Origin of the sequence: Caldisericum sp. (genome assembly GCA_022759145.1) — a bacterium.
Lineage (GTDB): Bacteria > Caldisericota > Caldisericia > Caldisericales > Caldisericaceae > Caldisericum.
Map to the genome: position 1 here is coordinate 18809 of JAEMPV010000069.1, position 25552 is coordinate 44360.

A 25552-nucleotide genomic window follows, 5' to 3' on the forward strand; every position below is an offset into this window, starting at 1 on the left:
TACCTACCTTGTTATTTTATCAATTCCCATATATTTTTGCAATACCCTGGGAATGGTTACACTCCCATCTTCATTCTGATAATTTTCAAGAATTGCAGCCATTGTCCTTCCTACTGCAAGCCCTGAGCCGTTTAATGTGTGGACGAATTTTAACTCCCCATCTTTCGTCCTGTATCTAATATTTGCTCTCCTTGCCTGGAAGTCCTCGAAGTTACTAACCGAAGAAATTTCAACATATTTTTCCTGCGAAGGCATATATACTTCTGGGTCAAACTTCATTGCTGCTGTAAATCCCAGGTCTCCTGTGCACATCATCTTAATTTGATATGGAAGTTCGAGTGCTCTAAGAATATCCTCTGCATTATCGAGAAGTTCGTAAAGGTTCTCGTATGACTCTTCAGGTTTCGTAAACCTCACCATTTCAACTTTGTTAAATTGATGGACCCTTATTATACCTCTTGTATCTTTTCCTGCTGCACCTGCCTCTTTTCTAAAACAAGCAGTATATGCAACATACTTTATTGGAAGATCTTCTTCATTAAGAATTTCGTCTCTGTGGAGGTTTGTTACGGGAACTTCTGCTGTTGGGTCAAGATAAAGTTCTTCTCCCTCAATCTTATACATATCCTCTGCAAATTTTGGAAGTTGACCAGTTCCTATCATCGAATCTCTATTTATAAGGAATGGCGGGAAGATTTCTTTGTATCCATGCCTCTCAACATGAAAGTCGATCATAAAGGATATAAGAGCCCTTTCTAATTTTGCACCAAGTCCAGTTAGCACATAGAATCTTGAACCAGAAATCTTTACTGCCCTTTTGAAGTCTATAATTCCTAATGCCTCTCCAATCTCCCAGTGTGGCTTTGGTGTAAAAGAGAATTGCCTTATTGTTCCTTCTTTTCTCAAAACTACATTTTCTGTCTCATCTTTTCCGACCGGAACTGACTTATGTGGTAAATTTGGAATGCTTAAGAGGATTTCTTTATATTGCTTTTCAATTTCTTCAAGTTCGCGTTCTTTTTCGTCAATTCTATCACCTAAAAGACGGACTTCTTCTCGAATACCTTCTACGGGTTCTCCATTTTTTAACTTTTTTCCTATACTTTCTGAAAGTTCTCTCCTTTGGTGTCTTAGTTCGTCAATTTCTTTAATGAGTTCCCTTCTTACCTTATCAATTTCAAGGAACTTATCAACAAGTGCTGGGTCACTTCCCTTGTTCTTTATACCTTCCTTGACAAATTCTGGTTGTGTTCTTATAAGATTTGGGTCAAGCATATTTACCTCCTTATGGATTTATTGTAATAGTTTTTTCTCCATATGCAACAACATTTGAGTTCAAATCCTTCAAATATACTTCAATTTTCATATCGCCTGTTCTTAAAGCAAGAATAGAGTAAGAATATGTTGGTCCTTGTGGATTCGGCACATTTGTAACAGGAAGCCCATCTATTATTATCGAGAGTGTCTTATTCGTTAAATCAATATTCGACATATCAACCATAATATTAATTGCTTCGCCTACCTTGTAAATATCCTTGTCTGTAGTAACTGTTAAAGTTTGGGTTGTTTGCGTCTGACACCTTTCGTCGTATTGAGTAGGCTCTGTCCCTTTTATGAAAACTCTTTCTTCTGTAAGTTCCGGAGGACATGATGGTGACGCAAGAAGCCCGGAATCCTTAACAACTCTTACAACAACAAAACCAAGGTCTCTTATGTCTTGTGGAGGTATAAAACCGTCATGGTATGCGTATTTAATAATAGTTTTACCGTCGGAAGGCTTATTAGTTATATAACCTGTATCATCGTATGCATTTTTAAAAGTAAGATTTGCAGGTTTTGGAAAATCACTTTTAGGGAAATAGTTCATTGCAACAAGCATGAATTTTCTCCAGATCATTGCGGGGAATCGTGCGCCAGCATTCATAACATCAGGGAATGTTACTTCATCTGAATCGGGACCTACCCAAACACTTACAGAAATATTTGGAGTATATCCATCAAACCATGCATCCTTCCAGGCATCTGTACTTCCTGTTTTTCCTGCAGAAGGCAGTCCTGAAATCTTTGCATTTGTTTTGTGTGCCATAACATAACTAAAGAGATTATTCATAATGTAAGCAACATCCTCTGGGACTGCTCTGTAGGATTTATCCTTATGCTCGTAGAGAACTCTTCCATCTGAAGAGAGTATCTTTGTTACGATAAAAGGTTCGTGGTATGTTCCACCGTTGCCAAGTGTTGCATAGGCATTTGCCATCTCAAGCTGCTTTATTTCGAAACTTCCTATTGCAAGTGATGGATATGGATTTAGAGGAGTTGTGATTCCAAATTTTCTTGCTGTAAGTATTACTCTATCAAGACCAACACTTAAAGCTGTTTTTACAGCACACACATTAGACGATTCATTTAATGCATCTCTTACTGAAAGGTATCCAAAATATGCACCTTCCCATTCATGTGGTGTCCAGTTTCCAACAGAGTAATTCTCTGAAAGTATTATAGAAGAAGGTGTTATTGAGCCGTAAAGTATTCCTGCAGTATAATCGAAAATTTTAAATGATGACCCTGGCTGTTTGAGGGCAACGGTTCTATTGTATTTAGTATTATCGTAATCTCTTCCACCAACCATTGCAAGAATTGCACCTGTGTTTGCATCAATTGCTGTAAGAGCTGCCTGTGGTTGAATTACGCCTTTTGAATCTTTTTTTCCTTTGGGGAAAATATTATCGTTCTCTGCCTTTGTTAAAACTTCATCAATTGCTTTAGTTGCTGCTTTTTGGAGGTCTGGAATTATCGTTGTGTATATCTTTAAGCCACCTGCATATAGCATGGTTGAGCCGAATTTTGATGCAACAAAATCCTTAACATAATCTATTGCATACCCCATGTTGTCTTTTTCTGGAGATTTGTTTGTTAATTTTAATTCTTCACTTAGAGCCTCTTTGTATTCTTCTTCTGTTATCATTCCATATGAAAGCATCTTATCGAGGACTTCTTTTTGTGCTGCCTTTGCATATTCGAAGTTTGCATAAGGATTGTACTCAGAAGGTGCTTGAATGATACCTGCAAGTAAAGCTGCTTCTGCAAGATCTAAGTCTTTTGCGTGTTTACCGAAATATGTGAGAGAAGCTTGTTCTATGCCGTATGCGCCAGATCCAAAATAAACCTGGTTTAGGTACATTTCTAAAATTTGGTCTTTGGTGAATCTTTTTTCAAGTTCTATTGCAAGGAGCGCTTCTTTTACTTTTCTATCGATTGTTCTATCAAGTGTTAAAAACATAGTTCTTGCAAGTTGTTGCGTGATTGTGCTTGCGCCTTCTATTCTTTTTCCGCCGCTTGTTATAGTAACAAAAATTGCTCTTAAAATACCCTTGTAGTCAAGTGCACCATGTTCGTAAAAGCGTTTATCTTCTTGCGCAAGAACAGCCTTAATTGCAATTGGTGAAATATCACTTAGTTTTACATAAATTCTATTTTCTGTTGCATATACATTTGTAATTAAGTTGCCTTTGTAGTCGAAAATTTGTGAAGCCTGGTCTGGTGAGGAAGAGTAAATGTCAATATTTGGCAAGTCTTGTTTTGCTTTGTTTATGTAAAGTGCAATTGTCAATCCTCCAATAAGCCCCACAATAAGAATAAAAGTAAGTATTGTAACTATTGTTGCTTTTAAAATAGATCTCTTCTTAACCTTCTTCTTTGTTGTTTCTTCCATATTTTATTCACCTGCCCCTTTAAACATTAGGTAAAATAATAAACCAATCAAGCCTTCTAAGAAAAGTAAAAATCTGTAAAGCGGTGGTAATTTCTCTTTTCTTAATAGAATATTTGTAATTATTCCTGATATAATCCAAACAATAATAAACACCAAAAGGAATGTGCCCATTATTTGTACGCCCCCTTGATAAAGTATTTGCCCGTTGCAGTTGCTTTTAACTCTCCAGCTTCATTTTTTATTTCTCCGTACGCAATAAAGATATTGTGGTTGGTCTCCCTGGGATAGCCAAAAGCAATGAGTTTTTCGTTTACAAGACAGTGCTTCAAATATTTCACATTAAGTTCGACGGTGTATAAAATGTAGCCTTCTAAGAATTTGACATTTGCCATCATATCATCAAGTATCGCTGCAATAATTCCCCCATGGATGATATTAGGATATCCAACATAATTTTCACCCAGGGAAAATTCTGCATAAGTGTATCCATCTCTCGCTTTTATGTCGAGTTTTAATCCGTAAGGGTTTTCTTTTCCACAAACAAAGCAATTGAAACTCATTTTACCTTCTCAAGCGGTGCGTACCTCAAATCGAGGTTCTTTACCCCAATTTTTAAAAAGTCAATAGTTGCGTATGGAACATCTCCATCGTAAACTACATCAAGCACTTTTCCTAACCCCCAAACCTTATGTAGCACTGTATCACCCTTCTTAATAGCAAATGTTCTTACATCAACACTCTCTTTATTGTACTCAAAAATCTCCATTTCCGTAAGAAACCTTGAAGTTTTAGATGGATTAAGGTTTCCGAATTTAGATCTGCGGAGGGCATATGTAAGAAACAGTTTTTCTTTGGCTCTTGTAATACCTACATAACATAATCTTCTTTCTTCCTCTATGTCTTTGGTTGTTTCAAGAGACCTAAAATGTGGCAATAAACCCTCCTCTAATCCTACGAGGAACACAACAGGGAATTCAAGACCTTTTGCAGAGTGTAAGGTCATAAGAGATACCCTATCTTCATCCTTCGTTTCGTCAACACTTGTTATTAAAGAAATCTGCGTAAGAAGCGAGGATAGGTCTGCATCTTCAGTTTCTCTTACGAAATTTACAACCATATTTTCAAATTCTTTTATATTTTCGATTCTTTCATAGGCATCTGCTTTGAATTTTTCTTCAAGATACTTTAAGTATTTTACCTTCGAAATAACCTCTTCCACGAATCTTGGAAGTGGTAGGGTATTGGATAGTTCTCTTAATTCATTTATTAATTCATAAAACTCTTTTAAAGGCTTCGATTCTTTTTCTTTGAGGTAGTCTTCTATTGCAGAAAAAAGCGATTTACCTTTTTCTTCTGCGATACGCCCTAACTCTTCAATAGTTTTTTCTCCAATTTTTCTTGGTGGAGTATTAACAATTCTTTTGAAACTTATATTGTCGCTTGGATTGTTTATAAGTGCAAGGTAAGCAATTATATCTTTTATTTCTGCTCTTCCGTAAAACTTCTGCCCGCCGATTACCTGATAAGGAATTCCTTGCTGCAAGAGATACTCTTCGAATGCTCTCGATTGGAAATTTGTTCTGTAGAGAATTGCAAAATCTCTATTTTTATAGCCTTTTTCTTCCTTCAGCTCGATAATCTTATTTACTACAAATCTTGCTTCGTCTAATTCGTCGAGTGCTTCGTAAAAACTTATTGCATCATTAATGCTTATGTCAGAAAATAGTTCTTTTTCGGTGCGCCTTTTGTTGTGTTTTATAAGTCTGTTTGCGATATCTAAAATTTCCTGAGGAGATCTGTAATTCTTTTCCAGTTTAATTACTTTCAGGTCCTCAAAATCCTCGTAAATTTTATCTATAAACTCGGAACTTGCTCCTCTAAATGAATATATACTCTGATCGTCATCTCCCACGAGGGTAAATTTTCTTGTCTTCTCTGTGAGCAACTTTACAAATTCATATTGCATTCGATTAACATCTTGGTATTCATCAACAAGGATATGTTTGAATTTCGTCTGATAGAAGTATAAAACTTGCGGGTTTTCCTTAAAAAGTTTTATAGTAAGCATTATGAGGTCGTCAAAATCAAGTGCATTGTTCTCTTTAAGCGTGCGCTCGTATTTCTTATAAATTTTTGCAACAACCTCTTCAAAATAGTCGCCGAAACTGAAATTATTTGCATCGATTAAGTTCATTTTTGCCTTTGAAATATAATTTTTTACCTCGTTTGGGTTAATGTACTTTGGGTCTAAATTTAAGTCCTTCATTATATCCTTGATTACATTTGTTGAATCATCTTCGTCAAGAATTGAGAAATTCTCCTTGTATCCTAAAAATTTTATTTCTCTTCTTAATATTTTTGCACAGATCGAGTGGAATGTTCCTATAAAAAGATCGTTTATTTCTTCTCCAATTATTTGTTCGGTTCTTTCTTTCATTTCCTGGGCTGCCTTGTTTGTAAATGTAACGGCAAGGATCTGCGATGGTCTTATTGCAATTGCATCAATAAGATAGGCAATTTTGTAGGTTATCACTTTTGTTTTTCCAGACCCTGCTCCTGCGTAAACAAGAAGCGGTCCATCAACGTAAGTTACTGCCTCAAGCTGGGCAGGATTAAGGTCCTTCAAGTAGTTTTCTTTCATAGGCTATATTATAGCAGGAATTAGGATAAGAATGATTATTATGTACGGAGTAAAGAAAAGAAAATTTGCTTTTGTAGTTTCAATGTCGTAAGTCTTACTTATCGCAATGATAAATAACACAACTTCCCAGATAAGAAAGAGTATACTTATTTCACTGAAAATCATCACATTGAAGAATGAAAGGACAACATAGATAAGTCTCAATAGCATCAGTGGGGTTGATGCAAACGCAAGGTTTTTCATAAGTTTCGTGCCATTACTTCTTTTAAAAATGATCTGTGCAAGCATATCATAAAGAGATGATGAAATTAGTAAGGTGAGAAATGGTATAAGAAGAGAGAGGTACAGGAATTTTGGAGCAGTAACAAGACCGGTGAGAGTATCTCCCACACCACTAAAAATATCCGGAAGGCTTTTTTCAATTGATTTCAGTCCAAACTTTACAAATGCAATTGAATATAGATAAAGAATCGCTCCATTTAAAAACATGAAAAGAAAAAATGTAAGATTTCCTATTTCTTCTTCAAATGCTTTTTTGGGGGATCTTATAACTTTAATAATCATTTCGATAATCATACTTTTCTCCTTAGTAAGCGGTAAATTTGTATTCAAATATTGTTTCTGAGGGATTCTTATACTGCGTTAGCACTTTGGATGCAATACTTAAAAAGTTCTCCCAAAATGACTTTTGAATTCTATATTCCTTTATAGTGATGCTCTTCAAATTAAGATCACTCTTAAGGTCATTTATTGCGTCGTCAAGTGTACCTATTTTATCAACGAGTCCAAGTTTGTATGCATCTTCTCCAAGATATATTTGCCCCTGTGCTAAATTCCTAATGGTTTTTTCATCCAGGTTTTTTCTTCCGCCTTTTACAACAAGTATGAATTTTTCATATAATTCATTAATCATATTCTCAAACATCTCTAGCTCTTCTTTTGAAAGTTCTCTATAGGGAGACCCAATGTCTTTAAACTTTCCACTTTTTATTGTAATGATATTAATACCAATTTTGTTGAGAAGTTCCTCATAATTTACGAGATTCATTATAACACCAATGCTACCTGTTTCAGTTAAAGGTTCCGCATAAATGCGGTCTCCTGCCATAGAAATATAATATCCACCCGAAGCGCACACTTCACCCATAGAGACATACACTTTTATATTGTTTTTCTGTTTAAAGTTTTTTATAAGATTGTAGATTCTGTCTGTCTCATAAACTGTTCCACCGGGGCTTGAAATTCTTAAAATAACTCCTTTAGGATGTAAGTCTTCAATTTCTGTAAGGATTTTCTCAACATCCTTTGAATTAAAAGTATTTCCGTAATTTTCTCCGATTGTTCCCTCAAGGTAAATTACTGCAATTGGATTTGTGTTGTAAGGACTAATTTTATTTCTAAAGCCTGCAAAATAAATAAACAAGGCTATCAATAAAAAGATTAATACATCAAATAAAACTTTTTTCTTCATTTGTTATTTTGTCGTGAATAATCCTTAGAATTTCTTCCATAGATAGGTTAGACTTGAATCCAGAAGCCTCTTTATGTCCTCCTCCACCAAAGTATTCTGCAATTTTTCTTACATCTATGTGGTTTTTACTTCTTAAACTTCCCTTGAATCCACCTTCTTTTAGTTCCCTTAGGAAGAGTACAACTTCTATGTCTTTCTCCTTCCTAAGGTAGTCAACAATTCCCTCAGTATCGTCTTCAGTAGCGTTATACTTCTTAAAATCCTCCTGAGTTACATATGAAAAACCCAATTTATCATAGACTTCAAGGCGCAGAAGCGCAAGACCAAGAAGTTTAAGATGCGCAAGGTTTTCCATCTCGTAGACCATATGGGAAATAAAATATGGTTTTGCTCCCAATTTAACAAGTTCCTTTGCAACTTCGAATGCAACATCGCTTGTATTGTTGAATCTAAAAGAGCCTGTATCGGCAAGAAGCCCTGTGTAAAGTGCATTTGCTATATCTTCGTTTATGGGAAGGTTCAATTCGGAAATTGTTTCAAAAACGAGACAGGTAGTTGATGGGTATCCAACTTTTACATATTTTACATGGGACATATTTTCATCACTTATATGGTGGTCGATTCTAACAATCTTCTTATAGTTTCCAAGGCTAAAGTTAAAGCCTTCAACCCTATCAATATTTGGTGCATCAAGTATCAATAAAACTTCAACTTCATTTATACCTTCTAAGTTTTTGTTAATATTTTCAAATCCTTTTAGAAAAGAGAATTTTTGGGAAGGTTCACCTGGAACAAGATAAAAAACATGCTTCCTAAGATGTTCTAATGATTGTCCAAGTCCAAGAATGGAACCTATTGCATCTCCGTCTGCATTTATATGAGTCGTTAGCAAAAAAGAGTTAAATGTTTTTATTATGTTTTCTATTTCCTTAAGGCTCTCCACTGTCCTCTCCTTTTTCCTTTAACTCCTTTTCAACTTCCTCTAAAATTTCGAGGACTTTGTTTCCCTTTTGAATTGAGAGGTCAAAGTGAAAATTCAGCAAAGGCACAAATTTCATATTCTTTAGTCTTTGGGCAACATCCCTCTGAATTCTTCGAGTTGCCTTAATGAGCCTCTCTTTAATCTCTTCTTCCTCGTTTTCGTGTCCTATGATTGTGTAGAAAATTTTTGCATATCTTAGGTCATCGGACACTTCTACATGTGTAATGGTAATGCTTTTAAGTAATGGGTCATCAAGGGAATGCATATATGTTGATACTTCCCTTAAAATAGCCGATTCAATTTTGTGCTTTCTTAACTCACTCATAATTTTTACCTACCTTATACATTGAAATTATTCCTACTATTAATAAAAGCATAAAAGGAATTAAACTTAAATTAATATTCCCGTTTTCTATAAACTTAATTCCAATTGCAAAGTATATTGCACTAAAAAGAAGGACAAGCCCTATTATATCAGAAATACTAACTTTTTTAACCGATAAAAATGCAAAACCTACTGACACAAGAATTGAAGCAATGATATATTCAGAGTGAAGTCCAAGTCCAAATATAAGCGCAAAGCCTATTCCTATTATGAGCAACCCCGCAAACATTTCTATTTGTCCAAAGTATTTCTTTATGGATTTAAAGGCTGAGAAAAACTTGTTTATAGCAAGGGCAGTTAAAACAAAAGGAACCCCTAAGCCCAGAGAGTAAAATGTAAGAAGTATTATTCCCTGAGTAACCTGAGAATGTGTTCCTGCCATAATAAGAATAGTTCCAAGAATGGGTCCCACACATGGTGTCCAGCCAAAACTAAAAGCAAATCCCATTAAGAATGCCTTTATTAGCGTTGGAGCAGTTGTACTTACTTTCATCTTTTTCTCATAGCTAAGGAAGTTAAATCTTACTATTTGGGCTGTATGTAATCCAAAAATAATGATTATAAATCCTGCGATTACTTCGAACATTTTTTTATTTCTTGAAAAGAACTTGCCTATAAATGTTGCAGTCGCACCTAAAAAGATAAATACAACAGAAAATCCCAATACAAACGCAATTGAATTTACTAAAAGTTTTTTTGTGTTTACGCTACCTTCCTTAAGGTCTGTTAGTGTTTCGCCTGAAATGTAGGAAATGTAAGCAGGGATAAGCGGAAGGACACACGGAGAAACAAACGACACAAACCCTGCAATTAAAGATTGAAGTATTTCTGCAACTGTTATTTCCACAAAACCTCCTTATACAAGCAATGTTGAGAATATGCCTGTAAGGAATACACCATCGAAAGTTCCTGCACCTCCAATACTTACAACTGGTGCCCCTAACTCAGAGACTTTGTCAAGATTCAATAGGTCTGCGCCAATTAGAGTCCCAAGTGTTCCACTTATGTATGCGACAATCGGTGTATAATGCCTTGAAAGAATTAATGCAACAATTGCAGTTATAATAGGTGGAATAAAGAATGGAACAGCAATTCCCAACCCTTTAACTGGTTTTGCAAAAGAGTGTACAACAATTGATACAATTACGATGCCCAAAATCGTAAGAAGTGCTATGTTAACAAGACCGAAAGAAATAAGCCTTAAAAACTCATAGATAGAAATAATAGTCGGGATTACTGCTCCACCAAAGTTAACTGCTACAACCGTCGTTTGTTCAGAAACGAAAGGGATTCTATAAGGAATTCCATAAAAGTAAATAACTTTTTCGGTAACAATCGGATTGTGCGATGTAATTTTTGTAACGGGAATATTTATTGCACTACCAAAAAGAGACATGAGAAATACAAGGGTTCCAGTTACAGGGCTAAAGCCAAGTCTTGCAAAGGCATCGACTACACCTCCTGCAAAAATAAGAAAGAAAAGTGGATAAAGAAGAAGGAAAAGTGCAAACAAGATAATTAAAATGGTAAATTCAAACGGAAAATAAATATAATTTTTATTATTCATTTTTCACCTCTCTCCTTGTATATTATAACAAATTTCATTTTTTAGTATAATTTGATTATGGATACGCTTTTACTTTTTTTAGATTATTATCGAATTCTTGGCGGAATTTTGTTTTTTATTCTCGGTTCGGTTGTTGGCTCTTTCCTTAATGTGGTTATTTATAGATTGCCTCGTCACGAGTCTCTTATCTTTCCGCAGTCACATTGTCCAAAGTGCGGCCATAAACTATCAAGTTCTGACTTAATTCCGATAGTTAGTTATATTTTCTTAAAAGGTAAATGCAGGTACTGTGGGGCAAAAATTTCTCCTATTTATCCTACTATTGAAGGCCTTACTGGTATCCTTTTTGCTTTAATATACTTGAAATTTGGCTTTTCGCTTCTTACCTTTAAATACATTATCTTTATTTCTTTTCTAATTGTTGTTGCATTTATAGATCTATTTGAAGGAGTGGTTTTTGATTCTGTTGTTATCCCCGGGGCTTTGGTTGGTTTCTTGTTTGGGGCTCTTCACAATTTAAAGGATACTATTTTTGGTGTTATTTTTTATGCTGTTCTGTTTTTTCTTATAATTATAATTTCTAAAATCTTTTATAAAGAGGGTGGTATGGGAGAAGGTGATTTAACGGCGGGTATTATGATTGGGGCATTTCTCGGTTTAAGATTAGGGATTGTTGCCTTCCTCCTCTCTTTTTTTATAGGTGCAATTGTTGGGATTTTAATTATGCTTGTAAGTAAAAAGGGTGGGAAAACACAAATTCCTTTTGTCCCTTATATGGCTATTGCCTCTATCCTTGCAATATTTTTTGGAAATTATATTATTGCATTTTATTTAAATTTGTTTTAGAATGTTTTTGAGGAGGTTCTTATGGGTATTTTTGCAAGAAGTAAAACGCCAATTATTGGAGTAGATTTAGGGTCGGGTTATGTAAAGATGGCGCAGTTTGAAAGAAAAGGAAACGATCTCAAACTTGTTAATTTTGGCGTGGTTGATACGCCTGAAGGTGCTATAGTTGAGGGAAAAATTGAAAAATTTGACGAGATGAGGGAAATTCTGCAGCAACTTATGAGTATATACTCGTTTATTGGGAATAGGGTTGCTACAAATGTTTCAGGTAAACTTGTGACCGTTAAAGAACTCATTATGGATGATCTTCCCCCGCAAGAACTTCACGAAGCAATCAAATGGGAGGTTGAGAAAATTCTTCCTGCTCCAATCGACAAAATGGCATTTGATTATCAGGTATTAAGCAAGGTGAAAGAAGGGAATGCAGAAAAACTTTATATTCTTTTTGCTGCTGCTCCGATCGAAGTTATAGAAACTACTGCTCAACTTTTTAAGAGTCTCAATCTTGAACTTGTAACTATTGAAGTTGAAGCATTCTCTATGTTAAGGCTTTTAAGGTATCTTGGTGAATTTTCAAAAGACTCCGAGAGGGTTATCGCTGCGATTAATATCGGTCACAATTATACCTCTATTAATATGGTAGATAAAGGGCTTGTGCGTTTTTCGAGGGTTATTCCGTGGGGTGGAAAGAGGCTAACCGATAAAATTGCTTATTACTTTGGGATTGATTCAAAACTTGCAGAAAATAAGAAACGTGAAGAACTTGATTTAGCAAACAAGGACTCACAAATATTTAAAGCTGTTGAGGAAGACCTTAACGAACTTTCACTCGAAATTAGAAGATCCATTAGTTACTATTTTGCAAAGTATAATGAGGGTAAGGTGGCTGAAGTGACAATAATCCTTGAAGGAGGAACTGCCAACTCCAAGAATATTGACCAGTATATTGAAGAGACAACAGGTTTCCCATCAGTTGTAAACAGATTATTTGCTGATATTGCAAAATACGACCCCAATCTCTTTACAAAGGAGTATCTCTATGAGATGGCACCTATGTTTGCAATTGCAACGGGTCTTGCACTGAAAGAACATCAGGTTGCGAAGAAAAAGAAAGAATTAGCAAGAAAAAAGTGAGGTGAATTTATGGAAACAAAATTGGATTTTTATGATATTGAAATAAATCTTTTGCCTCATAAAAAGAGGATAAAAAGATCGATTGACAGAGAAACTAGAACCATAATAAACATTGGTATTGTTCTTCTTTTAATCTTTGCAATTATTTATGCAAGTCTTTACTACGAAGCTTATAATAAAAACCGATATCTTAATGATCTAAATACACGTATCGCATCTCTTAAGAAGGTTGAGGACACATTGAACTTGAGGAATAAACTTGACGATGATGTGTTCTATTATGAAACAACAATAGAGAAACTTGTAAATACGCAGATTGATTTCAATAATTTGCTACTTGATATAGCAAGTTCGATACCAAAAGAGACAGTTATAGAGAACTTGAATGTTGATCAGGATAAAAAAATTGTGCAAATTGTAGGACATACTACTGATCTTCAACACCTTGCATGGACTGTGAATGGTTTATCTCAAAATCCTAACATTGTGAATCTCACGGTTGATCAGTACAATATCCCGTATGTAAAAGTTCCAAATTCACCTAACTATGTAACATTTACAATTTCATTTCAATGGAAGGGGATGGGGAAATGAAAGAAGGAACCTTAAACAAACCAATGAGTTTTAATATCAGTACAAAAATGATAATTGCAGTTATTCTATTTGTAGTAATTGCTGTCTTGTTTTACATGTATGTAGTAGTGCCAAAGATTGATGAAATTAAGGCTCTAAATGACCAAATAGCGGAAGCTGAAGAACATCTAAACCTTCTTTTACTTGCACAGGAAAGGCTTAGTTCTATTGAGAGGGAAATAAGCACTTATAACGAAAGACTTGCGACACTTAAGCAAATTTTGCCCCCTCAAAGCGACGAATTTCTTTTTTCCGAGGAGTTTGTTGCAATTGCCAATAAAAGCGGAGGTAAGATAACAAACCTCAATTTTGATAAGAACACAGAGACACAGAATGCAATGCCTTCTTTCTCACTCTCATACGAAGCGCCAAATTATGATAACATTACTGCTTTTAATAGATTACTTAAGGATAATTATCCACAGATTGTAACGATAACGCAGTTAACAATTTCAAAAGTAACTGATCAAAGTGGTGCAAAAAAATATATTGCAAATGTAAAAGGTACTATAAACCTTTCACAAAGGAAGTGATAACCATGGCAAAGACAGATGAGAAAGAAAAAACCGCAAAAAAGTCTCTTCGAATTTCGAAAGAGACAATCGTAATAATTTTGTTTATTGTCGTAGTATTTGTAGCGTGGAATTTATTACTGCCGCATATTTTTAAGGTACAAGAAGTGAAAAATGTAACCTTGCCGAAGGTAAAAAGAGGAAATATTGAATTTGTAGATAAGCAAATTCAAAATAGGACTTTACAGGTCCCTACTTTAATTCCACCTGAAAATACCCTTGGCAAACGTAACCCATTCGAATAAGGAGGACAATGTGCAAAAACTTTTCGAAAAAATTGGCAACGCTAATGTTGATGCACTTTTTGTGAGTAAAATCCAAAATGTGCGATATATTACCCACTTTACAGGGGAAGAAGGTTTTGCGGTTGTTGCTCCACCCAAAATTTATTTGCTTGTTGATTCCCGTTTTACAGAACAAGCACAGAAAGAGATATCCGCTGGAGTTGAAGTAATCGAATGGTCTAATCTTAAGGATGCGTTAAATCCACTTCTTGTTAGAGAGAGAGTCCACTTTCTTGCAATTGAGGAGAAAATTCCTTTTAACCTTTACAGGATGCTTATGGGTTTGGGCTTTCTTGTTCTCGTTCCAACAACTGATTTCGTTGAGGAATTAAGGATGATTAAAGATGATTGGGAACTTGAAAAAATTAGGACCGCATGTGATATTTCTACGAAAGCATTCCTTGAAACAATTAAACTTCTAAAAGAAGGAGTCTCGGAACTCGATATTGCATCAGAACTTGAATACCGCTTTAAGAAATTTGGCGGCGAAAAGCCTTCTTTTGATACTATTGTTGCATCAGGCGAAAGAGGCTCACTCCCTCATGGTGTTGCTTCGAAAAAGACCGTGAAAGCCCATGAGCCAATTGTTTTTGACTTTGGTGTATTTTTTGAAGGTTTTGCTTCAGACACAACAAGAATTGTTTCAATTGGAGAAGTTGAAGATGAAGTAAAAAAAGTTTATGATGTTTTAAAGGAATCGCAGGAATTAGGAAGAGCGTATGCAAAGGAGGGTGTCCGTGCCGCTGATGTCGATAAGGTGGTTAGGGATTTCCTTAATGACCATGGATATGGTACTTACTTCACACATGGCCTCGGGCATGGTGTTGGTCTTGAAATACACGAACTTCCCTATGTGAATGCAAGGTCTAAATATACTCTTTCAAAAAATATGGTAATTACAATTGAACCGGGTGTCTATTTTGCAGGGAAATTTGGTTTACGAATCGAAGATACAGTAATAGTAAGGGAAGATTCAGTAGAGAATCTAATTAATTTGCCTCATGAAATAATCGTTGTTTAAAAAAGCGATATATTAGAAAGTTCTTGTAAGGTTTTATAATCTGTTTGATCTATAAGGAGGGGGGTTATTGTAGCGTAGCCCTCCTTTATGAATTTAGAATCGGTTCCTTCTTCATACGGATCATCTAACACTCCACCAATCCAGTAGAATTCTTTACCAAAAGGATCTTTTCCAATTAGAACCCTATCTCTATATCTTCTTCTTGATAACCTTGCGAATTTTATTCCTTTTATCTCGTTCTTGTTGGGGAAATTTATATTGAAGTATGTGCTTGTATTTTTTACTATCTTTGAGAGTTTTTCGATTATTTCTACTGACTTACTTGCTGCTAATTCAAAATTAGGATTTTCAAAATCGTTTACAGAAATTGCAAAAGAAAGCTTATTGTTTATTGCACCTTCTCTTGCGCCTGCAACTGTTCCAGAGTATATAATATCATCTCCAAGGTTTGGTCCTCTATTAATTCCAGAAACAACTATATCAATGTTATCCTTAACAATTACATCTATTGCAAGAAGGACACAATCTGCAGGTGTTCCTGATACTCTATACGAGGAAACCTCGCCAATGCCCAAGGGGTACTTTTCGATGCGAAGAGGTTTATGAAGTGTAGTTGCATGACTTCCAGCACTTTGCGGTTTTTGAGGGGCAACAATAAAAATATTCCCCAAACTTGCAAGATATTTTGCGAGTATTTTTATTCCTTCTGATTCAATACTATCGTCATTTGTAATTAATATGTTCATTGTTTTTTCACAATATAATGATATACTTTTATTGTGATTTTGCAAGGAGTTATTTATGGAAAACGAAATAGAGATGAATAGACCCACCTGGGTAGAAGTCGATTTGGGTAAAATTAAGAACAATTTTCTTAAGATAAAGGAGAAAACATCTTCTAATGTTATTTGCGTTGTGAAAGCAGATGCATATGGGCTTGGTGCAGCAAGAATTGCAAAGGCTCTTGAAGATGCAGGCGCATACGCCTTTGCGGTTGCCTCAATGGAAGAAGCACTGTTCTTGCGTGAAGTTCAAATCAGTAAGCCGATCCTTGTACTCGGGTATGTTGATACGAGGAAACTTCACTTAGCTTCACTTAATGAAATTCGTATTACTCTTTTTGACAAAGATTTTATAAAGCGTTTAAAGGAGTACGAGTCTGAGTTGCCGCTTAGAATACATGTGAAGGTTGACACGGGTATGCATAGGCTTGGAATTTCAGTAAGCGAGGCGCCTTATGTTTTTGATGAATTAAGTAAAATGAAAAACATTTATGTTGAAGGAATATACACTCATTTTGCATCAGCAGACTCTGATATCGAATTTACCAATCTTCAGATAAAACGTTTTAACGATGTGCTGGATTATCTTAAGCAGAAACAGGCATTGCCCCCGATTATTCATGCGGCAAATAGTGCTGCGATTTTAAACTTTAGAAGTGCTTATTACAATACAGTAAGATCTGGTATTTTGCTTTACGGCATTTCCCCAAACCCTCAGAAGATTACAATCATTAACGATTTTCAAGAGGCAATCTCTATTAAGACAAGGATTGTTAAAGTTACAGAGTACGAGAAAGGTGAAAAAATAAGTTATGGTGGGACATATATCACAGAAAAGAAATCACTTATAGCAACTGTTCCAATAGGATATGCAGATTGTATTCCCCGTAATCTTTCTAACCGTGGGTATGTTCTTGTTAAAGGATTGAAGGCTCCAATTGTTGGCACGGTGACAATGGATATGATGATGATTGATGTAACTGGTTTCCCATACATTCACCCTGGAAACGAGGTTATAATTATCGGCACCCAGGGTGAAAATAAAATCACTATGGAGGAATTTGCAACATTATCGAATACAATCCCTTACGAAATTCTAACAAGGCTAAACAAACGAATAAGGCGAGTCTATAAGTGAAGGTTTGAAAAAAATCGAATAATATAATATACTTAAGTAAGGAGGTAAGATAAAATGGAGATAACAATTACAGCAAAGGGTATTGAAAAATTACCAGAGTATACAGAGGAAGAAATCAAGAAGAAAATTGGAAAGTTAGAGAAATACTTCGACAACATCCAGCAAGCAAATGTAGTGATTAATAAGGTTAGAGGTGTTTTTGAATTGGAAGTAACGATTTTTGCTTCTCAAAAGATAATAAGAGGAGTTGGTAAGGGATCTCTAATTGATGAAGCACTTGATAATGTTGTTGAGAAACTTGAAACACAGGTAAAGAAACTAAGAGACAGGTTAAAAGGTGAGAAGCGAATACCCAAGGAGGAACTCTTTGGTAGCATTGAAGAAGAGGAAAGTGAGTTTCCTAAAATAACGAAAGTTAAAACATTCCCTGTAAAGCCGATGAGTATAGAAGAAGCAGTACTTCAGATTGAACTTTTAGGGCACGATTTCTTTATCTTTAGAGACGAAGAGACAAACGAAATAAATGTTTTGTATAGAAGAAAGGACGGTAATTACGGTTTAATTAAGCCGCAATAATACTGATAATATGCTTTTAGATTTCTTAGACCCAGTTAAAAGGAACCTCAAAAAATACTGGGATACAGTTCAAAAGATAAATGAGGCGGAAGCTTCTATTTCTCTTCTTTCTAATGAAGAATTAGCAAAAAAGACGGAAGAGTTTAAGGAAAGGCTTGGAAAAGGAGAGACGACCTCTGATATTCTTGTAGAGGCATTTGCGGTTGTTAGGGAGGTTGCAAAGCGCACTCTTGGCATGAGGCACTTTGATGTCCAACTTCTCGGAGGGCTTGTCCTCTTTCACGGTGGTATTGCAGAGATGAAGACAGGTGAAGGAAAAACTCTCGTTGCAACACTTCCTTTGTATCTTAATGCGCTTGTTGGTCACGGCGGACATCTTGTTACCGTGAATGACTACCTTGCAAAAAGAGATGCTCTGTGGATGGGACCCATTTACAAGTTCTTAGGTCTTAAAGTTGGAGTAATCCAGCATGAAGAAGCCTTTCTTGTTGAATGGGACGATAGAGAAAAATTTACAACTAAGCTTGTGCCTTGTTCAAGAAAAGAAGCTTATCTTGCAGATGTAACTTACGGCACAAACAACGAGTTTGGTTTCGACTATCTAAGAGATCACCTTGTTGTTTCTCCTCTCGATATGGTGCAACGCGAACTCTACTATGCAATTGTAGACGAAGTTGATAGCATCCTTATAGATGAAGCACGAACTCCTTTGATAATTTCAGGTCCTGCAGAAGAATCAACCGAAATGTACTATGTTGCAAAAAAGGTAGCAGATAATCTTATAAAGGATATCGATTACGAAACGGACGAAAAATTAAAAACAGCATCTCTTACGCAAGATGGTGTTAAGAAAATTGAAAAGATGCTTCGTATTGATAATCTTTATGATGAAAGATTCGTAGATTTAGTTAAGCACATAAACCAGGCTCTGAAAGCTAAGGAATTTTTCCATAGAGATGTTGATTACATTGTAAAAGATGGTGAAGTTATCATTGTTGACGAGTTCACCGGAAGGCTTATGTTTGGGAGACGTTATAGCGACGGCTTGCACCAGGCAATTGAGGCAAAAGAAGGTTTAAGAGTCCAAAGTGAAAACCAGACACTTGCAACAATAACTTTCCAGAATTATTTCAGGATGTACAAAAAACTTGCAGGTATGACAGGTACTGCTCTAACCGAAGCAAGAGAATTCAAGGAAATATATAACCTTGATGTTTATGTTATTCCAACAAACAAACCTGTTATAAGAATCGACCATCCAGATGTTGTTTTTAAAACAGAAGATGCGAAGTTCAGGGCGATTGTTAAAAAGATAGAGGAACTTTACAAAAAGGGACAGCCTGTCCTTGTAGGGACTCGCTCGATTGAAAAATCCGAAAGATTATCGAAAATGCTAAAGAGAGTGGGCATTCCACATAATGTGCTTAACGCAAAATACCATGAAAGAGAAGCCGAAATTATTAAGGACGCAGGGCAATACAAGGCTGTTACGATTGCAACAAATATGGCAGGACGTGGTGTCGATATAAAACTTGGAGAAGGCGTTGCCGAATTAGGTGGCCTTTTTATACTTGGAACTGAGCGGCATGAGGCAAGAAGAATCGATAATCAATTGAGAGGACGTTCAGGAAGGCAGGGAGACCCAGGAGAGTCTCAGTTCTATTTGTCTCTTGAGGATGAATTGATGAGGCTTTTTGGCGGAGACCAGGTGAAAAGCCTCTTAACAACTCTTAAAGTTGACGAAGATGAGCCTATCGAACATCCTTTATTATCTCGTATAATTGAAAATGCTCAAAAGAAGGTTGAAGCATATAACTTTAGCATCAGAAAAAATCTTCTTGATTATGATAATGTTCTTGAAAAACAGAGGGAAGTTATTTATAAGGAAAGAGAAAAAATATTGAAAGAGCCATCCATAAGAGAAGAGATAATAGATATGATAAAAGAAGTTATACGTGTTACCATTTCCGCCCACTTTGTTGAGGATGAACTTGATGATGATAGACGGTCAGAACTTGAAAAAGCATTAAGTAACCTTTTGGGAAGAAATATCAAACTTGAAAATGCTAACACTATAAAAAGAGAAGCGTTGATTGAAAGCGTAGAAGATCTTGCCCTAAAACTATATGAAGAAAAAGAAATGCGTTTCACACCAGAAATAATGAGAAATGTGGAAAAGTACCTTCTTTTAAGGAATATTGACTCAAATTGGAAAGACCACCTTTATGCCATGGACGAATTAAAAGAGGGTATCGGTTTGCGTGCCTATGGACAAAAAGATCCACTTCTTGAATACCAGATAGAAAGCAGAGCTCTTTTTGATGCTATGCTTGATAGGATTAAATACGATACTGTTTTTATGCTCTATAGAGTGGAACTTTCGAAAGAAGAGCCGAAGGATAATAAAAAAGAAGAACACAAGAAAAAGAAAAGATGATAACAGACGAAACAAAGAGAGAAGCATTAGAAACAATTGAGAAAATAAATTCTCTCCTTGACCCCGAATGGCTAAAAGAGCGGGAACAAAAAATTAAAGATATTGAATCAAGGACGGTTAATCCTGATTTTTGGAAGGATCCACAGTCAAAAGAGATTCTAAAACTTCTATCAATAACAAAAAAAGAGGTTTCAAAATTCAAAGAACTCGAAAACTTGAAAAACGATCTTGAAACCATGCTTGAACTTTATGAAGAGTCCGAAGAGCACCTTGATAATGAACTTAGAGAGTTTTTGAAAAATGCGAATAATCTTGCAAAAGAGTTTGAAATAGAGAGGTTCTTAAATGACCCTTACGACGATCTTAATGCTTTTGTTTCCTTTTCTGCAGGCGCAGGCGGTGTGGATGCACAGGACTGGACAGAGATGCTTCTTAAAATGTACTTAAGATTTTTTGAGAAAAAAGGGTTTGAAGCAAAAATAATCGACCAAACAGTTGGTGAAGAAGCAGGTATTAAAAGTGCGACAGTCTATGTCAAAGGAGAGTTCGTATACGGACTTCTCAAGGGAGAGTCAGGAGTTCATAGGCTTGTCCGTATATCTCCCTTTGATGCAAACAAGAGAAGACACACCTCATTTGCACTTGTTGAGGTTGTTCCTGATTTAGGGGATGTTGAAGATGTTGAGATTGATGAAAAAGACCTTAAGATTGAGATATTTAGAGCAAGCGGTCATGGCGGACAGAATGTTCAAAAAGTAGAAACAGCCGTAAGAATAACCCATATTCCGACAGGTATAACCGCAACCTGCCAGGACGAACGCTCCCAATCGCAGAACAAGGCAATGGCTTTGAAGATTTTAAAATCAAGATTGCTTCTTCTTGAAAAGAAAAAGCAGGAAGAAACATTAAAGGGTATTAAGGGTGAATTTCGCTCTATTGAGTGGGGAAATGAAATTCGTTCCTATGTCCTGCAACCATACAAACTCGTTAAAGACCACAGGACTGGCGTTGAAATTGGAAATGTCACCGAAGTTTTAGAAGGAGAACTTGATGAGTTCATCTGGGCTTACCTTAAATCAAAGAAATAGAATCTTTGAAACTTTTAAAGAAGTTTTGGGTATCTTTATTGGATCTTTAATATATGCGATTGCTATCGATATTTTTATTCAGCCAAACCACATAGCACCAGGTGGTTTTATAGGTATTGCTATTATTTTAAACCACTATATCCCACTCTTGAAGGTAGGTACAACTGTTGTTTTAATGAATATTCCTCTTTTAATTTTGGGATTGCGAAGGATCGGGCTTAAATTTTTCTTTGGGACAATCCTTGGAACAATTCTTTCCTCTATTTTGATTGATATCCTTGCACCCTTTTTGCCTGTCTTTAACACTGACCCAATGCTTGCCGCTCTTTATGGTGGCTTCCTTATGGGTGCAGGTATCGGACTTGTTTTTCGTTTTTATGCATCGACTGGTGGTACTGATTTGCTTGCACAGTTAATCTATGACTTTACGGGTCTCCCTTTTGGTCAAGCATTGATGGTTGTGGATGTTTTGATTATTATTGCTTCTGGCTTTGTATTCAAAGACATAAATATTCCTCTCTATTCTATTATTGCAGAACTTGTTTCTAACTATGCAATTGACCTTGCGCAGGAAGGATTTTTATCATATAAAGTTCTGTTTATAATAACCAAAAAAGGTGGGGAAATTAAAAAGAGGATTTTTGAAGAAATTGGACGAGGAGTAACAGAATTTGAAGTAAGAGGTGGCTATACAAATGAACCAAGAGATCTTCTTTTAGTAGCAGTTTTACATACAGAGGTTATGAAGGTGAAACGTATTGTTGTAGAGACCGATCCCGAGTCTTTCACAATTGTTGGTGATTCCTCTGAAATAATAGGGCAGGGTTTTAAATCGCCGAAGGAGAGGCTATGATTGAGTTAAGAAATGTTTCAAAAATTTATCCAAATGGAACTATTGCTCTTGATAAGGTAAACTTAAAATTTAACAAGGGCGATTTTGTTATACTTATGGGGGAATCAGGTGCGGGCAAAACGACACTTTTGAAGATAATAAGAGGAGATGAAGAGCCAACAGAAGGTGAAGTGCTTTTCGAGAATGAGAATGTTCTCAAATACAACAAAACGCTTTTGAGAAGGAAAATTGGTTTTGCCTTTCAGGATTTAACTTTAATAGAGGATAGAACTGTATTTGACAATGTCTCTTTACCTTTGCAATTTAAAGGCGTTGGATTTAAAGAAATTCACAACAAGGTTGAAGGTGCACTGAGCGAAGTAAGATTAAGAGACAAAATGTATAAACTCGTAAAAGAGTTGTCTTATGGGGAAAAACAAAGGGTTTCAATTGCACGAGCCCTGATTTATGAGCCTGAAGTACTTCTTCTTGATGAGCCTACGGGCAATCTTGATATTGACACCGCAAGAGCCGTTTTAAATTTTGTAGAGGCACTTAACGAGCGTGGAACAACTGTTATAATGTCAACTCATCATCTAATCGAATTTGGCAATAAACCAAAAGGCATTATAAAAATAAAAAAAGGAAGGATAGTGGGAAAAGAATATGTATAGGATACTCTATATATTAAGACATACTCTTCTTGTGCTTAAGGAAACAAAAAAGATTGCAATTATTACAGTGCTTTCGCTTCTTGTTGGTATGGTTGCTCTTGGCTCAACCTATATAATCGGCACAAAACTTTTTCAGAGTTCGCTTAGTCTTAAAGAAAAAGTTCGAATTGTTGTATTTTTTAAACAAAACCTTAATAGCACAGATTTGGACTCGACAATTTCAACGATAAGTGCAATTGACGGAGTTAAACATGTTACAGTGACCACACCTGATCAAGCAAAAGAGGAATTTACAAAGATATTCCCTCAGTACAAAGGTATCCTTGATAGCCTTAATAAAAATCCCCTTCCTTATTCTGCAACTGTAGAATTAAGCGATATTACTCTCGGGCGACGAATTTCTGATATTATAAAGGACTTACAAACGGTTGATGTTGTTGTATTTTCAGAAGATACAGCAAATAAAATAAATGATTTAATAAAAGTTGTTTATCTTATTTTTGTTTCAGTTATGCTTGCTGTTCTTGCCGAATTTATATTTACCGTTCAAAACACGACGACGCTTTTGCTTGACTACAGAAGAAATGATATAAGGGTCTTAAGGTTAATCGGCGCTGACGCAACATTTACATTTCTACCGTTTATTTTAATTGTAGTCGTTCTCAACCTTTTGTCCTGGTGGATTTCTTATTATCTTCTTGATAAAGTTAATGCTTTAAGTAGTGGTATTGTTCAAAGTATCATCCCTTATGCAACTGTTTCTAACAATATTAATTTTTCTCTAACTCTATTCTACATTCTTGCCTTTTCAGTTTTTTCTTCTCTTATAGGAAGCCTTATTTCTATTTCGAGGTTTAGAAATGTTAAGTAGAAGTATATTTCATTTTGTAAAAGTGAATAAAGTTAAATTCATCTCGATTTTAGTTTTAATTACATTGCTTTTTGGTGCTGGAAATGTCCGTTCAGGTCTTGAAGATGAACAGAAGAAACTTGCCCAATACAAGGCACAGCTTGAGCAAATAAAGAAAAACATTGTTAGCATTGATAAATCAACAAAAGAGATTAATGCGTTGGTTGATAGCCTTACAAGCGAGGTTAACTATCTTGAAGCAGAAATTAAGAAGACTCAGGCAAAGATCGATGACTTGAGCAACCAGATTTCATTTAAGGAGAACGAGATAAAAGAAAAAGAAAAGGAAATTGCAAAAAGACAGAGTGAACTTGAACAGGCGGTTAATCTTTCATATAAGCTCACTGCGATAAGTCCGATTGAACTTCTCTACGAGGGCAATGACCCAGAATCTGTTTACAAGAGGATAACCTACGTAAGTTACATATCAGATTATACTGAGAAATTGATGAAACAGGCGGAGATTGACAAAGCACAGCTTGAAAGTTACAAAGCTCAGTTGTCGAAATCAAAAAGCGAATATGAATCTATTCTTAAAGAGAAACAGGAACAAGAAAATATCCTTCTTGAAGAAATCGATATGAAAAATAGGTTACTTGAAACTTTGAAAGAGAAGAAAACATACCTATTGTATAAACAGAGCGAACTTGAAGAAGAGATTGAAAAGGAAGAAGAATTAATTCAAAAACTTATTGAGGAACAGAGAAAGAAAGGTATATATGCAGGCAATTTCATATGGCCTGCAAGAGGTCCAATTACATCTGAATTTGGAATGAGATTTCACCCTATTCTGCATATCTGGAGATTTCATGACGGGATTGATATTGGAATACCAACAGGCACGCCTGTTAAAGCTGCCGCCTCCGGAGAAGTCATTGCAACAAAATGGCTTGAAGGTTATGGTAATGTAGTTATTATTTCTCATGGTCAAAATTTCTCAACACTTTATGCACATCTTAAGAGTTTTGCAGTAAAAGAAGGACAAGAAGTGAAGCAAGGTCAGATTATTGCTTATTCGGATAATACAGGTTGGTCTACAGGTCCGCACTTACACTTTTCTATTTACAAGATCGACCCTAAAACGGGGAAATCGACACCTGTTAACCCAAGAGATTATTTACCATAACTATCTAACGACGGGATAACTAATCTTCCTTCTCTTGCTTGATGGGATGATATTCCACCAAACCCATATTAAAAACTGTTTCAAATATCCAACTTTGTCAAATCTTCTTGTTGAAGTAAATACATTGTTTGTCCACATATAGTAAAATTTTCCAAATTTTTTTGATTGTTTTATAAGCGTAAGGTCTTCGTTAAATGTTAATGTTTCGTCGAATTTAATTCTTTCGAAAATATCCTTTCTTACAATCTGAATAGACATTGAACTCTCACTTACCCATCTTCCAAAATTATAAAAAGAAAACCAGGCTTTTGCTTTAAAAGAGTTATCGAGAGGTCTAAGCGATGTTGCGATTATAACAAGGTTGTCGTTCTTTGTAATTATTTCTTCTAATTCTTTCAAGAAATCTTTTTTAAGGTGTGTATCTGCGTCAAGGAAAATTAGCCACTCTGATTCATCTGAAGCAAGGCTTGCCCCAACATTTTTTGCATAAGAGACGCCGTTTCTATCAAGTTTGATCGTCTTTAAAGGAAGGGTTGTATTTTGCTTAAATTCACTTACTAAGGCGAATGTTTGATCAATTGAACCGTTTTCAACAACAATAACTTCAAATCTATCTTTAGGGTATTCAAGTCCTTCTAAAGTTTTCAGGGTTTGTAAGATATAATTTTCTTCGTTATGAGCAGGTATTATTATTGAAAAGAACAAATGCTTTTCCATTTCTCCCTATTATAACGAATATTT

General features: G+C 35.5%; 27 protein-coding genes. 14 read left to right on the forward strand and 13 right to left on the reverse strand.

Features of this window, described 5'->3' with window-relative positions:
* Positions 1–3: 3 nt before the first annotated feature.
* The 11 genes from serS to JHC30_04935 are packed head-to-tail and all read right to left on the reverse strand — an operon-like array spanning position 4 to position 10758.
* Positions 4–1275 carry a serine--tRNA ligase gene (gene serS / locus JHC30_04885; GenBank protein MCI4463488.1) on the reverse strand — a complete coding sequence of 424 codons (1272 nt, stop codon included), beginning with the start codon at positions 1273–1275 and terminating at the stop codon, positions 4–6.
* A gap of 10 nt (positions 1276–1285) precedes the next feature.
* Entirely contained in the window at positions 1286–3712 is a 2427-nt protein-coding gene (locus JHC30_04890) for a penicillin-binding protein (GenBank protein ID MCI4463489.1), read from the reverse strand.
* Positions 3713–3715: 3 nt separating this feature from the next.
* Positions 3716–3883, reverse strand: coding sequence for a hypothetical protein (locus JHC30_04895; GenBank protein ID MCI4463490.1), 168 nt, complete (start codon positions 3881–3883; stop codon positions 3716–3718).
* Complete coding sequence (locus tag JHC30_04900; protein ID MCI4463491.1) at positions 3883–4272, reverse strand: hotdog fold thioesterase; 390 nt, start codon at positions 4270–4272, stop codon at positions 3883–3885. Before JHC30_04900 ends, JHC30_04895 begins: the two co-directional genes overlap by 1 nt.
* Positions 4269–6353, reverse strand: a complete 2085-nt coding sequence (locus JHC30_04905; protein MCI4463492.1) for a UvrD-helicase domain-containing protein — start codon at positions 6351–6353, stop codon at positions 4269–4271. The genes JHC30_04900 and JHC30_04905 overlap by 4 nt, the downstream gene beginning before the upstream one ends.
* A 3-nt stretch (positions 6354–6356) precedes the next feature.
* Positions 6357–6929 carry a YIP1 family protein gene (locus tag JHC30_04910; protein MCI4463493.1) on the reverse strand — a complete coding sequence of 191 codons (573 nt, stop codon included), beginning with the start codon at positions 6927–6929 and terminating at the stop codon, positions 6357–6359.
* Positions 6930–6939: 10 nt separating this feature from the next.
* Entirely contained in the window at positions 6940–7824 is an 885-nt protein-coding gene (gene sppA / locus JHC30_04915) for a signal peptide peptidase SppA (GenBank protein MCI4463494.1), read from the reverse strand.
* Entirely contained in the window at positions 7802–8767 is a 966-nt protein-coding gene (locus JHC30_04920; protein MCI4463495.1) for a bifunctional oligoribonuclease/PAP phosphatase NrnA, read from the reverse strand. The genes sppA and JHC30_04920 overlap by 23 nt, the downstream gene beginning before the upstream one ends.
* Positions 8754–9131 (reverse strand): 30S ribosome-binding factor RbfA, encoded by a 378-nt coding sequence (gene rbfA / locus JHC30_04925; GenBank protein MCI4463496.1) that lies wholly within the window; start codon positions 9129–9131, stop codon positions 8754–8756. The genes JHC30_04920 and rbfA overlap by 14 nt, the downstream gene beginning before the upstream one ends.
* Positions 9124–10038: a hypothetical protein gene (locus JHC30_04930; GenBank protein ID MCI4463497.1), complete on the reverse strand. Its 915-nt coding sequence runs from the start codon at positions 10036–10038 to the stop codon at positions 9124–9126. Before JHC30_04930 ends, rbfA begins: the two co-directional genes overlap by 8 nt.
* Positions 10039–10047: 9 nt before the next feature.
* Positions 10048–10758 (reverse strand): DUF1614 domain-containing protein, encoded by a 711-nt coding sequence (locus JHC30_04935; protein MCI4463498.1) that lies wholly within the window; start codon positions 10756–10758, stop codon positions 10048–10050.
* A gap of 57 nt (positions 10759–10815) precedes the next feature.
* On the opposite strand from JHC30_04935, the gene JHC30_04940 reads away from it, so the two are divergent.
* From JHC30_04940 to JHC30_04965, 6 genes are read left to right on the forward strand one after another with little or no spacing between them, the layout of a single operon-like run.
* Entirely contained in the window at positions 10816–11604 is a 789-nt protein-coding gene (locus JHC30_04940; GenBank protein ID MCI4463499.1) for a prepilin peptidase, read from the forward strand.
* A gap of 21 nt (positions 11605–11625) precedes the next feature.
* On the forward strand, positions 11626–12738 hold the full coding sequence (pilM, locus tag JHC30_04945) for a type IV pilus assembly protein PilM (protein MCI4463500.1): 1113 nt from the start codon (positions 11626–11628) through the stop codon (positions 12736–12738).
* A gap of 9 nt (positions 12739–12747) precedes the next feature.
* A complete protein-coding gene (locus JHC30_04950) occupies positions 12748–13332 on the forward strand; it encodes a hypothetical protein (protein MCI4463501.1) in 585 nt (194 codons plus the stop codon).
* A complete protein-coding gene (locus JHC30_04955; protein ID MCI4463502.1) occupies positions 13329–13904 on the forward strand; it encodes a hypothetical protein in 576 nt (191 codons plus the stop codon). Before JHC30_04950 ends, JHC30_04955 begins: the two co-directional genes overlap by 4 nt.
* A gap of 5 nt (positions 13905–13909) precedes the next feature.
* Positions 13910–14188 (forward strand): hypothetical protein, encoded by a 279-nt coding sequence (locus JHC30_04960; GenBank protein ID MCI4463503.1) that lies wholly within the window; start codon positions 13910–13912, stop codon positions 14186–14188.
* Positions 14189–14198: 10 nt separating this feature from the next.
* Positions 14199–15248 carry an aminopeptidase P family protein gene (locus JHC30_04965; protein MCI4463504.1) on the forward strand — a complete coding sequence of 350 codons (1050 nt, stop codon included), beginning with the start codon at positions 14199–14201 and terminating at the stop codon, positions 15246–15248.
* Here JHC30_04965 and surE read toward each other — a convergent pair.
* The gene (surE, locus tag JHC30_04970) at positions 15245–15994 is read right to left on the reverse strand and encodes a 5'/3'-nucleotidase SurE (GenBank protein MCI4463505.1); all 750 of its coding nucleotides are present in this window, start codon (positions 15992–15994) and stop codon (positions 15245–15247) included. The two genes, JHC30_04965 and surE, sit on opposite strands and share 4 nt — an antisense overlap.
* 55 nt (positions 15995–16049) lie before the next feature.
* Here surE and alr point away from each other — a divergent pair, with 55 nt between their 5' ends.
* From alr to JHC30_05010, 8 genes are read left to right on the forward strand one after another with little or no spacing between them, the layout of a single operon-like run.
* Entirely contained in the window at positions 16050–17168 is a 1119-nt protein-coding gene (gene alr / locus JHC30_04975; protein ID MCI4463506.1) for an alanine racemase, read from the forward strand.
* 54 nt (positions 17169–17222) lie between these two features.
* Entirely contained in the window at positions 17223–17744 is a 522-nt protein-coding gene (gene raiA / locus JHC30_04980) for a ribosome-associated translation inhibitor RaiA (protein MCI4463507.1), read from the forward strand.
* Positions 17745–17754: 10 nt separating this feature from the next.
* Positions 17755–20181, forward strand: coding sequence for a preprotein translocase subunit SecA (gene secA, locus JHC30_04985; protein ID MCI4463508.1), 2427 nt, complete (start codon positions 17755–17757; stop codon positions 20179–20181).
* Positions 20178–21269, forward strand: coding sequence for a peptide chain release factor 2 (gene prfB, locus JHC30_04990; protein ID MCI4463509.1), 1092 nt, complete (start codon positions 20178–20180; stop codon positions 21267–21269). The genes secA and prfB overlap by 4 nt, the downstream gene beginning before the upstream one ends.
* On the forward strand, positions 21232–22122 hold the full coding sequence (locus JHC30_04995) for a YitT family protein (GenBank protein ID MCI4463510.1): 891 nt from the start codon (positions 21232–21234) through the stop codon (positions 22120–22122). Before prfB ends, JHC30_04995 begins: the two co-directional genes overlap by 38 nt.
* Positions 22119–22775 carry an ABC transporter ATP-binding protein gene (locus JHC30_05000; GenBank protein MCI4463511.1) on the forward strand — a complete coding sequence of 219 codons (657 nt, stop codon included), beginning with the start codon at positions 22119–22121 and terminating at the stop codon, positions 22773–22775. The genes JHC30_04995 and JHC30_05000 overlap by 4 nt, the downstream gene beginning before the upstream one ends.
* Complete coding sequence (locus JHC30_05005; protein ID MCI4463512.1) at positions 22768–23646, forward strand: hypothetical protein; 879 nt, start codon at positions 22768–22770, stop codon at positions 23644–23646. The genes JHC30_05000 and JHC30_05005 overlap by 8 nt, the downstream gene beginning before the upstream one ends.
* Positions 23636–24811 carry a peptidoglycan DD-metalloendopeptidase family protein gene (locus tag JHC30_05010; protein ID MCI4463513.1) on the forward strand — a complete coding sequence of 392 codons (1176 nt, stop codon included), beginning with the start codon at positions 23636–23638 and terminating at the stop codon, positions 24809–24811. The genes JHC30_05005 and JHC30_05010 overlap by 11 nt, the downstream gene beginning before the upstream one ends.
* Here JHC30_05010 and JHC30_05015 read toward each other — a convergent pair whose 3' ends face one another.
* Positions 24812–25528 carry a glycosyltransferase gene (locus tag JHC30_05015; GenBank protein ID MCI4463514.1) on the reverse strand — a complete coding sequence of 239 codons (717 nt, stop codon included), beginning with the start codon at positions 25526–25528 and terminating at the stop codon, positions 24812–24814.
* Positions 25529–25552 lie beyond the last annotated feature (24 nt).